Annotated in this window: 11 protein-coding genes, 1 tRNA gene and 1 other RNA gene; 5 read left to right on the forward strand and 8 right to left on the reverse strand. The window is 69.1% G+C overall.

Annotation, left to right across the window (positions count from 1 at the left end):
* Positions 1–78: 78 nt before the first annotated feature.
* The 7 genes from FV217_RS10495 to FV217_RS10525 all read right to left on the reverse strand — a co-directional run bounded on the left by FV217_RS10495 (position 79) and on the right by FV217_RS10525 (position 5,892).
* Positions 79–381, reverse strand: coding sequence for a hypothetical protein (locus FV217_RS10495; protein ID WP_147817130.1), 303 nt, complete (start codon positions 379–381; stop codon positions 79–81).
* 16 nt (positions 382–397) lie between these two features.
* Positions 398–709 carry an EthD family reductase gene (locus FV217_RS10500; RefSeq protein WP_147817131.1) on the reverse strand — a complete coding sequence of 104 codons (312 nt, stop codon included), beginning with the start codon at positions 707–709 and terminating at the stop codon, positions 398–400.
* A gap of 78 nt (positions 710–787) precedes the next feature.
* Positions 788–1,711: a chlorophyll synthase ChlG gene (gene chlG, locus FV217_RS10505; RefSeq protein WP_238230557.1), complete on the reverse strand. Its 924-nt coding sequence runs from the start codon at positions 1,709–1,711 to the stop codon at positions 788–790.
* A complete protein-coding gene (locus tag FV217_RS10510) occupies positions 1,701–2,945 on the reverse strand; it encodes a Coenzyme F420 hydrogenase/dehydrogenase, beta subunit C-terminal domain (RefSeq protein WP_147817143.1) in 1,245 nt (414 codons plus the stop codon). Before FV217_RS10510 ends, chlG begins: the two co-directional genes overlap by 11 nt.
* A gap of 219 nt (positions 2,946–3,164) precedes the next feature.
* A tRNA-Leu gene (locus FV217_RS10515) sits at positions 3,165–3,249 on the reverse strand.
* A gap of 103 nt (positions 3,250–3,352) precedes the next feature.
* The gene (locus tag FV217_RS10520; protein ID WP_147817133.1) at positions 3,353–4,723 is read right to left on the reverse strand and encodes a hybrid sensor histidine kinase/response regulator; all 1,371 of its coding nucleotides are present in this window, start codon (positions 4,721–4,723) and stop codon (positions 3,353–3,355) included.
* Positions 4,723–5,892, reverse strand: coding sequence for an FIST N-terminal domain-containing protein (locus FV217_RS10525; RefSeq protein ID WP_147817134.1), 1,170 nt, complete (start codon positions 5,890–5,892; stop codon positions 4,723–4,725). The genes FV217_RS10520 and FV217_RS10525 overlap by 1 nt, the downstream gene beginning before the upstream one ends.
* Positions 5,893–6,323: 431 nt before the next feature.
* On the opposite strand from FV217_RS10525, the gene FV217_RS10530 reads away from it, so the two are divergent.
* Entirely contained in the window at positions 6,324–7,838 is a 1,515-nt protein-coding gene (locus FV217_RS10530; protein WP_147817144.1) for an EAL domain-containing protein, read from the forward strand.
* 62 nt (positions 7,839–7,900) lie between these two features.
* Entirely contained in the window at positions 7,901–8,611 is a 711-nt protein-coding gene (locus FV217_RS10535; protein WP_147817145.1) for a response regulator transcription factor, read from the forward strand.
* A 49-nt stretch (positions 8,612–8,660) separates the two neighbouring features.
* Here FV217_RS10535 and FV217_RS10540 read toward each other — a convergent pair whose 3' ends face one another.
* Positions 8,661–10,196 carry a YifB family Mg chelatase-like AAA ATPase gene (locus tag FV217_RS10540; protein ID WP_147817135.1) on the reverse strand — a complete coding sequence of 512 codons (1,536 nt, stop codon included), beginning with the start codon at positions 10,194–10,196 and terminating at the stop codon, positions 8,661–8,663.
* 150 nt (positions 10,197–10,346) lie between these two features.
* On the opposite strand from FV217_RS10540, the gene FV217_RS10545 reads away from it, so the two are divergent.
* From FV217_RS10545 to FV217_RS10555, 3 genes are all read left to right on the forward strand, one after another.
* Positions 10,347–10,610 (forward strand): PepSY domain-containing protein, encoded by a 264-nt coding sequence (locus FV217_RS10545; protein WP_147817136.1) that lies wholly within the window; start codon positions 10,347–10,349, stop codon positions 10,608–10,610.
* Positions 10,611–10,786: 176 nt separating this feature from the next.
* An RNA gene (gene ffs, locus FV217_RS10550) (signal recognition particle sRNA small type) lies at positions 10,787–10,885 on the forward strand.
* A 56-nt stretch (positions 10,886–10,941) separates the two neighbouring features.
* On the forward strand, positions 10,942–12,222 hold a 1,281-nt coding region (locus tag FV217_RS10555), incomplete at its 3' end, for a DNA polymerase III subunit gamma/tau (protein ID WP_147817137.1).

Genomic DNA, 12,222 nt, shown 5'->3' on the forward strand with positions numbered 1-12,222 from the left:
CGTCGGTCGAAAGAAAGCGCGGCAGAACGAGAGCTGAGAGGCCCCGAGCCGATGCAATCGGATCGGGGCCTCTCAGGCTCAGTCCTCGCCTTCGGGGATCGGGTCCGCCGTCCAGGCCGTCGCGAAGGCCGCGAGGTGGCGGGCGTCGGTGAAAGCCAGAACCGTGACCTTGCGTTCGGTCGGCATCGCGCCGGGATACGGTGCGAGCAGCACCGATTCCCGCGAGAGCCGGGCGCCCGGCGTCTTCTCGTCGATCCAGGCCTGGGCCTCCGGCATCAGGGTTTCGGGGTCGGCGAGTGCGCGGGAATCCGAACGCAGCACGATGATGGTCGTGGGGAGCGACGGATTGCTCCCCCGGACCTGCTGTATGACGTCGATCATCGGGGGAAGGCCTGCCCTACTCGGCGAAGTCGTTGATCTGGACGGCGGCCTGGGTGTCGGTGAAGTTCGGAATGTCGCCGAAGATCTCCGGGCCGTTCGCCGCGGCGGCCGCCTTGAAGGCCTCGGCCGATTCGAAGCGCAGCAGCGCGATCACCTGGAAAGGCGGCGTCGTGCCGTCCGGCGTGGCGACGCCCTTGATCACCTCGTAGCCGTGCAGGCCCTGGGCGGACCAGCGCTCGCTCACCAGGGGCATGTGCTTCTTGAGATAGTAGTCCATGTCGAAGCGCGTGCCGGCTCCGGCGGGATACATCACGCTGATCAGGACCATGGCGTTCTCTCCAGTTTTTTGTTGGTGTCGCGGGGAGATAGAGCATTCGTCGTCCGGGAGGCAACGGACGACGCCGCGCTACGCCACGATCCCGCGAATCGCGAAGGCGCTCGCCAGCATGCCGAACACGTAGAGCGGCACGCCGAAGCCGCTGTACCAGATCGCCCGCTCGCTCGGCGCCTTCAGGAAGCGCCGCATCATCGCGATCTGGCCGAGCAGGAAGGTGGCGACGATCCCCGCCTCGATCGGCCGGCCCCACGACAGCAGCAGCCCGATCACCACGACCTGCGGCACGGCCATGACCCAGCAGGCGACGCGGGCGGCGCGCTCCGGCCCGAGCATCGCCGGCAGGGAGCGGATGCCCATCTGCAGGTCCCCCCGGATCGACTTGAAGTCGTTTAGGGTCATGATGCCGTGGGCGCCCGCGCTGTAGAGGAACGCGAGGATCAGGGTCGGGGCCGGCGGCAGCGCGCCGCCGATCATCACCGCCGCGCCGGTGACCCAGGCGAGCCCCTCGTAGCAGAGCCCGCAGGCGGCGTTACCCCACCAGCCGTTCCGCTTCAGCCGCGGCGGCGGCGCGCTGTAGGCCCAGGCCAGGGCCAGCCCGACGACCGCGGCGACGAAGACCCAGAGACCGAGGCTCGCCGCCACCAGCAGCGACAGCCCCGTCCACGCCACGGCGATGAAGAAGCCCCAGGAGCCGGGAATGCGTCCCGAGGGGATCGGCCGGTGCGGTTCGTTGATCGCGTCGACCTCGCGGTCGTACCAGTCGTTCACCGCCTGGCTCGTGGCGCAGACCAGGGGACCCGCCAGCAGGATGCCGACGAGGGCGATGCCCCAGTTGCCGGCGAGCGGCACCCCCGACGCGACCACGCCGCAACCGAAGGCCCACATCGGCGGGAACCACGTCACCGGCTTGAGGAGTTCGAGCACGGCCGACGGGGCGGGATAGGTCCTGGCGGTCGTGGTCACGCCCTGCATCTCCGGCTCCTCACGATTCATCGAGACGGCGCTCGCCGCGGGGCAACTCGTCCGCATGCGGCCTCAGCCCATAGGGTTCGACCAGCGCCCAGACATGCGGCGGCACCATGTGGCGCAGACGCCGGGGCACCTCGCGGCGCAGGTGCAGCACCGTCTCGACGGCCTTCATCTCGACGCGGGTGCGGGCGAATTCGAGCCCGCGCGGACCGAACCGCGGCATCATCCAGCCGACGATGGGACGGACCCAGTTCGGCATGCGCCGCAGCGGCAGCCCGCCGGCCGCGCGCTCGACATTGGCCATGAAGCCCTTCACCGCCCCCTGGCGCTTGCCGGCGCTGCCCGGTGCCTGCGTGCGAACTTCATCTCCAAGAAGATCAAGCAGCTCCTCGCCGCGCGCGTTGCGCACGATCAGCCATTGCTCGCCCTGGCCCGCCATATAGCCGACGGTGATGTCGGCGAGCACGTTGGTATAGTCCACGCAGGTGCGGCAGGTCAGCGGGAAGAAATCCGGCGGCAATTGCGAGATCGGCAATTGCAGGAACGGGATTTCCTTCACCCGACCGTCGGCGAAGCGCAGCTCCACGTGATAATCGGCCCGGAATTCGAGATAGACGATGGTCTCGGGCGCATCGCTCAGCAGCGCGAGGAAGTCGTGAAAGCGCTCGGTGGTGGTGTTGTCCGAGCAGGGCGTGCCGATGACGTAGAGCCGCTCGAAGCCGAGTTCCGTCTCCAACGCTCGCAGCGCGTAGACTTGGCAGGGAATGCCGATGATCGCGAGACGGCGGTAACCTCGCGCCCGCGCCGGTTCGAGCAGCGCCAGCAGCGGCGCGTAGCCCATGCGCATGCCGCGGCAGGAGGCCATGCCCTCGGCCTTGGTCACTAGCACGGGCATCGGCCGCCAGCGGTCGTCCGGGTCGGGCGCCATGGCGAGAACGGCGTCGACCGCCCCGGTCTCCAGCAGGCGCTCCGCGAGGCGCGTGGCGATCCCGGTCCATTGCGCGCCGTCGATGGGCCGCACGAGGCTCGCCCGCAGCATCCGCCGGAACGGACCGAAGAAGCGCTCGTCGGTCCGCTCCGGATCGCGCGCCCGGCCGTGGACCCTGGTCTCCAGCGCAGCGTAATCCGGCTTGATGAACTGGCAGGCCCGTCCGCAACGCCGGGCGTCGTCCATGCGCGAGACGCCGCAATCTGTGCAGAGGTCTCGCGGGGCTGCGTCGGCGACCGCGGGCGCCCAGACCGGCGGGGCGGAGGCCATGTGGGTCTCGGCGTGAACCGCAGTCACGATGGCTCGCTTGGGCGCAGAACCATTCCGAACACGTCCACGTCACTCCGAAGCTGCTGGCTTCAACGGCCAGCCCGTTCTCGAAGCGCATCCAACCGCCGCGAGCGGGCGATGTAAAGCGTCGTTGACAGATTCGGCGGCAATCCGATGCTTCGGCCGAAGCAAGATGGCGGGCGCAGACATCGAAAAAAGTGGTGCGGGCGGTCGGAATCGAACCGACACTCCTTGCGGAACCGGATTTTGAGTCCGGCGCGTCTACCAGTTCCACCACGCCCGCATGCGGCAGTGCCGTCTTCGCTCACGACGATCGCGAGGTTTGGGTCTGCCGTCGAAGCTGAATGGCACAGGCCACCCGATTCCGTCCAGAGCGCGGGAGAGGTTCAGGCGAGCATGTAGGCGAGGAGCGAGCGAAGCTGCGCCGGTTTGATCGGCTTGTGGACGAGTTCGGCGCCGGTCTCGATGACCTGACGTTCGATCGCGTTGCCGTAATCGGCCGTCGTGACGATCACGGGCGTCACCCACCCCTGCGTGCGGCGCAGATAGGCCACCACGTCGAGGCCGCAGGTGCCGTCGTCGAGGTGGTAGTCGATGATCATCACGTCCGGCCGCTTCATGCCGGTACGCAGGGCCTCGGCGACGCCGGCGAGGTCGCGGTGGGTGCGCACCTGCGCGTCCCAGTTCGTCAAAAGGCGCTCCAGCGCCTCGGCGGTCGAGGCGTCGTTCTCGACGACGAGGACGCGGGCGCCGGTCAGCGTCGTGGCCACGGGCGCGATGCGCACCGGCGCGTCGGGCCGCGTCTTGCCGCAGGGCAGGTCGATGGTGATCCGCGTGCCGTGGCCGACCCGCGAATGCAGCGTGATCGTGTGGCCGAGCGCGCTCGCCATGCGCTGCACGATCGACAGGCCGAGCCCCAGCCCGAGGCTCACTTCGGCGTCGTCGGTATCCTTGCTGCCGCGATAGAACTCCTCGAAGACCAGCGACTGCTCGGAGACCGGAATGCCGCGGCCAGTATCGACCACGTCGATGCGGCAGTGTTGTCCCCGGCGCCGCACCGCGATGAGCACGCCGCCGCGCTCCGTGTAGCGGACGGCGTTCGAGACGAGGTTCTGCAGGATGCGCTGCAGCAGCACGATATCGGTCTCGACCACGACGTCGCGGCAGCGGGTGACGAGGCGCAAATCCTTGCGCTCTGCGAACGGGCGAAAGCTCGCCTCGATATTGGCGACGAGGTCGGCGAGCCGCACCGATTTCGGCACCGGGTGCACCACGCCGGCATCGAGCTTCGAGATGTCGATCAGCGTCTTGATCAGGTCCTCGATGGTTTGGAGACCCCGCTCCACTTGTCCGGCGATAGTCTGCGCCTCATGGCTCGGCGCGAGGTCCGTCAGCGCCGAGAGCGAGAGGCGGGCAGCGTTGAGCGGCTGCAGCAGGTCGTGGCTCGCGGCGGCAAGGAAGCGGGTCTTGGAGCGGTTGGCGGTCTCGGCCTCCTCCTTGGCGGCCTGCAGCGCCTCGTTCGAGCGCTCCAGGCTGTGCATCAGCGCCGTCAGCTCCTCGGTGCGCGAGCGGACCCGGCCTTCGAGGGTGATCGCGGTCTGGAACAGCGAGTAGGCGCCGCCCTGCTGGTCCATGGCCCGCTCGACATGGGCCATCAGCGAGGCGTTGATGCGCTCGAGCTTGTACACGCGCCGGCCCAGCGCCTCGACGGTGCCGGCCGGCGGCGGATCGGCGGCTGTAGCGTCTCCGGCCGACATCAGGCGGCGTTGCCGCGGCCGATGGCGATGCCGGTGAAGGTCTGGTTGAGGTGCATCGAGCGATATTGCTCGCCGTAGGTTTCGAACCCCACGACGCCGTAGCGCCGGTAGAGGTCCGAGATCTTGTGGCGGACCTGCCGGCTCTCCGCATCGAGCCGGCGCAGCACGCAGTCGAAGCCGATCACCACGTCGATCCCGCCGAGCGCCGTGTCGAGGCTCGCCAGCTCGGCCCGGGTCGCCTCGACGATGTCGCGCGGCTGGGCCAGCGTCAGCACCGCGCCCTCGCTGATCGCGCAGAAGAAGGTCAGCGAGCCGTCCGGGTCGAGCCGGCTGATCGAGCGGCAATAGTATTCACCGCCGATCTTCACCGCGAGCGGATAGGCCGCGAAGCTCATCGGCGTCAGATGCTCGGGGTCGAGCCCGACCGCCATGGCGTATTCGTGCGCGGCGGGTTCGGCGTTCAGCTCGTGGACCCGGCGATTCTCCTCCGAGGCGGCGGTCACCACGAACTTCTGCGAGGTCGGCTCGAAATTGTCGCTCTTGAAGATCCGGACCGGAAAGTCGGTCTCGACGAGGATCAGCACGGCCGCATTGGTGTGGATCCCGCCGTCGTGGATCAGCACGGTTCCGGCGAAGGCGAGGTCGTCGCCGGCCGAACCGCCAACGAGGGGGATGCCGTCGAGCGCCCAGGCCACGGCGGAGACGACGGTCTCCTCGGCATTCGCCAGGGCGTCGATGAGCGACAGGGCGAAGCGCTGGCCGGGATCGCGGTCGGGCCGGCCCTGGTCGAGGGCGCGGCGCAGCGCCCTGACGGAGGAAGCTGTGGTCTCGACGTCGAGCCGGTCGATCTCGGTGAGCACGCCCGAAACGATACGAAACCCCTCGCGCGGGAAGGCGATGACGACGAAGCCGCGATCGATCGCGCCGGCCGGGCATATCCCGCCGGAGGTGCTGCATCCGGCGAGGCCGACGCCGGGAAACTGCTCGGCGATGGCCGCGGTGAGCTCGGCGGTGGAATAGGCGGGCGAGAAGAACACGAGCAGATGCCCGATCGACGCACGATCGATCACGGACGCGACGGCCTCGACGGCCTCCCGCGCGTCGGAGGCATCCGTCCAGGCCGTCTGGATCCCGCAGAGATGCGCGCGCATCTGCGTTGCCTGCATCACTGCTTCGTTCCCACGCGCGAGGGACCGCGTCCGGCGGATCTTCGCGACGGAACTATATGTCCGCATCGCAGAACCCTGGCAATCGCGGCCCGGACGGCCCTCGGGACGCCGCCCGGCGGAAGACGTCCCGCACGTCGTGGTCCTTCGGGGCGACGCGGCGTCCCGATCCGACCCGGACGTCATGGAATGGCGGCGCGGGTATCGCGAATTCGGGCGTCCGCAAGACTTGGACGGACTTGAGGCCGGCCGTTGAGCCTTCGGTCACCATTTAGACAGTTCGACGCGGCCGATCGCCGGTTCGCGCCGGCGAGGGCGAGAGAATTAGACATACGTTAATTGCCTTGCCCGTTCCTTGATTTCAGGCAGGGAGGCGTTGCGTGGCAAAGCGGGTGAGCTGGGGCGAGACCGAACTCTACGAAGTTCTCTGCCTGATGATGATCGGCGTCTGCGGCTGGATCGCCGGGATCCAGCTCGGCGCCTTCCGCCTGCTGGATGCCGTGATGATCGATTACGGTCTGTCCGACATCGTGATGCTCGGTTTCTTCGTCGGGATCGCGGCCTTCATGGCCAGCGTCCACAAGTCCCTGAGGCTGCGCCGGACGATGCGCGAGCGGGACCTCGCGGAGGGTCAGGCCGCGTCGGTCGCGCGCCACGATTCCCTGACCGGCCTCGCCAACCGCCGCCGCTTCGTCGAGGGCGTTGACGCCGCATTCCGGCGCGTTCCCGAGGGAGCGGCCGCGGCCGTACTCCTGATCGACCTCGACCGCTTCAAGCCGATCAACGACCTCTACGGACATGCCGCTGGCAACGTCGTGCTCTGCACCGTCGCCGAACGCCTCGAACAGGTGCTTCCACCCGGCAGCATCGCCGCCCGACTCGGGGGCGACGAGTTCGCGGCTCTGCTGCCGTCGTCCATCGGCAGCGAGACGATCGCGCGCCTCGCCCAGGCCGTGATCACGACGCTGTCGGCCCCGATCACCTGGCAGAGCTCGGAGCTGAAGATCGGCGCGACCATCGGTATCGCGCTGGCCAACGGTGCCGTCGGCGACGCGGAAGCCGCGCTGCATGCGGCCGATCTCGCCATGTATCAGGGCAAGAAGGACGGCCGCGGCACCTATCGCTTCTTCGAGAGCGGGATGGACGAGGAGCTTCGCGCCCGCGCCCTGCTGGAGCGCGACCTGCGCAAGGCGATCACCGAAGGGCAGATCGAGCCGTTCTACCAGCCGGTCGTCGCGCTGCCCGGCCGCGAGCTGATCGGGTTCGAGGTGCTCGCGCGCTGGCTGCATCCCGAACGCGGCGTGCTGCTGCCGAGCGAGTTCATCTCGGTCGCCGAGGAGACCGGGATGATCGGCGATCTCTGCTACGCCCTGCTCCGCCGCGCCTGCCGGGACGCCGCGACCTGGCCCCCGCACCTCCAACTCGCCGTCAACATCTCGCCGCAGCAGTTTCAGGACCGTTGGCTCGCCGAGCAGATTCTCGCGATCCTCGACGAGACCGGCTTCCCGCCGAACCGGCTCGAGGTGGAGATCACCGAGAGCGCCCTGATCCACGACCTTGAGGCGACGCGCGCGACCCTGACCGCCTTGCAGAATCTCGGCGTGCGCATCGCGCTCGACGATTTCGGCACCGGCTATTCGAGCCTGTATCACCTGCGCGAGCTGAAGTTCGACAAGCTCAAGATCGACCGCAGCTACGTGAACACGATCACCATGAGCGACGAACGCGCGAAGCTCGTGGATGCGATCATCAAGCTCGGGTCGAGCCTCGGGCTCGTCACGACGGCCGAAGGCATCGAGTGCTCCGGCAGCCTCGACTGGCTGGAGGGCCAGGGCTGCGATTTCGGCCAGGGCTACCTTTTCGGCAAGCCGATGTCGAAGATGGACGCCGACCGGTACGTCCAGGACGGGCCGCCTGAGGTGTCGGCGCGGCGCCAGATCGCGGCCTGAACCCGGCCGAAAAGCCGGGCGCATTAACCAACCGGACGATTTCTCCGTCGGGGGCAGATATGATGCCCGCGGGCGAGGGTATGAACGCCCGGCCGGAGGGCCTCGCGTTGCAGCTTCTCATCATCGACGACCATCCGCTGTTTCGGGAAGCGCTCGCCAGCGCGATCACCCTCGCCTTCCCACAGGCCCATCTGCGCGAGGCAGACGGGATCCGCGCCGCCTGCGAGGTGCTTGCCGCCACGCCGTCCATCGACCTGATGCTGCTCGATCTCTCGATGCAGGGCGTCACCGGCTTCGACGGCCTCGTCACCATCCGCACCCGGTTTCCGCGAATCCCGATCCTCATCGTGTCGGGGCTGGAAGATCCGCGCATCATGCGCGAGGCGCTCCGCCACGGTGCCGCCGGCTTCGTGCCGAAGGCGGTCGACAAGGCGACACTGACCCGCGCGATCTCCGAGGTGATGAGCGGTGCCCTGTTCATGCCGCCGGAACTGGCTGGCTCGCCCGAGCCGAACCCGGCCCGCGGGACGAAATCGCCGCTGGACGTGCGCGTGGCGCTCCTCACGCCGCAGCAGATGCGCGTGCTGATGATGATCCGCCAGGGCAAGCTCAACAAGCAGATCGCCCACGAACTCCAGGTCGGCGATTCCACCGTGAAGGCCCACGTCTCCGAGATCCTACGCAAGCTGGAAGTGATCAGCCGGACGCAGATCGTGATCGAGACGGCCTATCTGGATTTCGATCAGAGCAACGGGTCGTTCGTGGCGGGATGATCCTCCGGTCCTTCGCGCTGCGGAGGCGCGTCCTGCCTGCGGGATCGCTTCAGCCCGTCGCCGGCTTGTCCGCCCTCGCCCGGTACGACAGGGCCTCCGCCAGATGGAGCCGCCGCACCGTCTCCTCCCCGTCGAGATCGGCCAGGGTCCGCGCCACCCGCAGCGTGCGGTGGAAGCCCCGGGCCGACAGGCGCATCGATTCGGCAGCGTTGCGGATCAGGGCGGTGCCCTCGGCGTCGGGGGCGGCGACTTCTTCGATGACCGTCGCCGGGCAGGTGGCGTTGGTGATGGCGGGCCCCAGCCCCCGTTCGGCATAGCGGGTGCTCTGGCGTTCGCGGGCGGCGGCGACGCGGGCGGCGGTCTCACGCGAGCCCTCCGCGGGCGGCGGTAGGATCAAGTCGGCGGCGGACACCGCGCCCACCTCGATGCGCAGGTCGATGCGGTCGAGCAGCGGCCCGGAGATGCGTGCCCCGTACTGTGCCATGCAGCGCTCGTTCGGCCCGCGCCGGAAGGCATAGCCCGGCTCCAGCGCCTGCCCGCAGCGGCACGGATTCATCGCGGCGACGAGCTGGAAGCGGGCCGGATAAGTGACGCGGTGATTCGCACGAGCGATCATCACCTCGCCCGTCTCCATCGGCTGGCGCAGGGAATCGAGCACCTGCGGCACGAATTCCGGCAGCTCGTCGAGAAACAGCACGCCGCCATGGGCGAGCGAGACCTCGCCCGGCCGCGCATTGAGCCCGCCGCCGACGAGCGCGGCCATCGAGGCCGAATGGTGCGGCTGGCGGAACGGCCGGCGGTTCGAGAGCGCGCCGCCCTTGATCTGCCCGGCCACCGACTGGATCATCGAGACTTCGAGCAATTCCCGCGGCGACAGGGGCGGCAGGATCGACGGAAGCCGTGCGGCGAGCATCGACTTTCCGGCTCCCGGCGGACCGTTGAACAGCAGATTGTGGCCCCCGGCGGCCGCGATCTCCAGGGCGCGCTTGGCGGCCTCCTGGCCCTTGATGTCGCGCAGGTCCGGCAGCGGGCCGCCCGATGCGGCGATGGCCGGCTCGGGCCGCGCCATGACCTGGCTGCCCTTGAAGTGGTTGGCGAGCTGGATCAGCGAGCGCGGGGCCAGCACGTCCATGTCGCTGGCCGCCCAGGCTGCTTCCGGCCCGCAGGCGGCGGGGCAGATCAGGCCGAGCCCGCGCGCATTTGCGGCCATCGCCGCCGGCAGCACCCCAGCGACCGGGGTGATGGTTCCGTCGAGCGCCAGTTCGCCGAGGACGCAATAGCCGGCGAGCGCATCCGAGGGCAGCGCGCCGATGGCGCCCATCACGGCCAGCGCGATCGGCAGGTCGTAATGCGAGCCTTCCTTCGGCAGGTCGGCCGGGGCAAGGTTCACGGTGATGCGCTTGGCCGGCAGCGCCAGACCGGACGCGATCAGCGCCGAGCGCACCCGCTCGCGCGATTCCGCGACTGCTTTGTCGGCCAGCCCGACGACGTTGAACGCGACGATGCCCGCCGCGATCTGGACCTGTACGTCGACGGCGCGCGCCTCGATCCCCTCGAAGGCCACGGTGGCGACGCGCGTGACCATGGCGAAAAGCGAGCCCCCTGTGCGGGGCGGAAGCTTAGGCGTGGCGGCGTGCCGTGACAATCGTAGGCCGCCGTCTCGCAGGGGATGGGTCCGGAACCCTCCGGGCGCTCGACCGTTCGAACGCCGTTCCCCTCGGATCTGGAGACCCTCATGCTGGTTCGCACACTCGGCCTGTCCGCCCTCGCCCTGTCGCTCGCCTTCGCCGCCCCGGCCTTCGCCGACGAGAAGCTGCCGGCCGATCAGCAGGCCAAGGTGGAGGACGTCCTCAAGAAGGAGGGCTTCACCAAGTGGAAGGAGATCGAGCTCGACGACGGCTTCATCGAAGTCGACGACGCGATCGGTGCAGACGGCAAGAAGTCCGACCTGAAGCTCGATCCGAAGACGCTGGAAATCGTGAAGCGCAAGGCCGAGTAGCTTTTTCACGGCGGCGCCCTCCGTCCCTCCCCTGTCGGAGAGACACGGAGAGTGATGGGGCCGGGCTTCGGCCAAGGCGGGCGGGGATGACGGCGGGTCTGGCGCCCCGACGAACCTCCGCCCGGAAGCCGCGCGGACCGGCTTGCATCGCCCGCGCGGCCCGGCCATATACGGCGCGGGAGGTTGGCGAGGGACGTTTCACTCGCCAACCGGGTCAGGTCCGGAAGGAAGCAGCCCTAACGAGACCGAGCGGGTCTTCGTCCAGCCTCCCACCTTCGCCCTTGGCGAGAGCGGCGCCCCCCGAGGGCAACCCACCGACATCCGAAGCGGCATGGACGACACCCTCGGCACGCTGATCGACGAGCCGGGGTTCCCCGGCATGCCGGCGCCCGCGCAGGTGACCGCCGCGACGCCCTACCGGGTGCTCGCCCGCAAGTACCGCCCCCAGACTTTCGACGACCTGATCGGCCAGGGCGCCATGGTGCGCACGCTGGCCAACGCCTTCGAGGCGAACAGGATACCGCAGGCCTGGATGCTTACCGGCGTGCGCGGCGTCGGCAAGACGACGACTGCCCGCATCCTGGCCCGCGGCCTCAACTACGTCCGGGCCGGCCAGCCCGATACCGGCCCCACCGTGGTGATGCCGGAACTCGGCCTGCACTGCCAGGCGATCATGGAGTCGCGCCATCTCGACGTGCTGGAGATGGACGCCGCCTCGCATACCGGCATCGACGACGTGCGCGGGATCATCGACGGCATCCGCTACGGGCCGGTCTCGGCGCGCTACAAGGTCTACATCGTCGACGAGGTCCACATGCTCTCGGAGAAGGCGTTCAACGCCTTCCTGAAGACGCTCGAAGAGCCGCCGCCACACGCGAAATTCGTCTTCGCCACCACCGAAATCCGCAAGGTGCCGGTGACGATCCTCTCGCGCTGCCAGCGGTTCGACCTGCGTCGCGTCGAGGCGGATGTGCTCTCGGTGCACCTCAACAAGATCTGCGCAGCCGAGCACGTCGAAGCCGAGCCCAAGGCGGTCGCCGCGATCGTGCGCGCTGCCGAGGGCTCGGTGCGCGACGCCCTCTCGCTGCTCGACCAGGCCATCGCGCACGGGGCCGGCGCGGTGAGCGGCGCATCGGTTCGCGACATGCTGGGGCTCGCCGATCGCGGCCGCATCGTCGACCTGTTCCAGGCCGCCATGCGCGGGGACATCCCGGCGACCTTCTCGGAGTTGCGGGGGCAGTACGAATCCGGGGCAGACCCGGCCGTGGTGCTCTCGGATCTCGCCGGCTTCACGCATCTCGTGACGCGTCTTAAGCTGGTGCCCGAGGCGGCGGCTGCCGATCCGTCGCTCAGCGACGTCGAGCGCGCGCGCGGCGCCGAATTCGCCCAGACGCTCTCGATCCGGGCGCTGTCGCGCGCCTGGCAGATCCTGCTCAAGGCCATTCCGGAGGTGCAGGCCGCGCCGCGCCCGCTCGCGGCGGCGGAGATGGCGCTGGTGCGCCTCGCCTATGCCGCCGACCTGCCGACGCCGGACGAGGCGTTGCGCGGTCTCAAGAACGAAGCCGCCTCGGCCGGCGGCTCCGACGGCGGCGCGCGGTCCCTCCCCGCACAG

Source organism: Methylobacterium sp. WL9 (assembly GCF_008040035.1).
Taxonomy (GTDB): Bacteria; Pseudomonadota; Alphaproteobacteria; order Rhizobiales; family Beijerinckiaceae; genus Methylobacterium; species Methylobacterium thuringiense.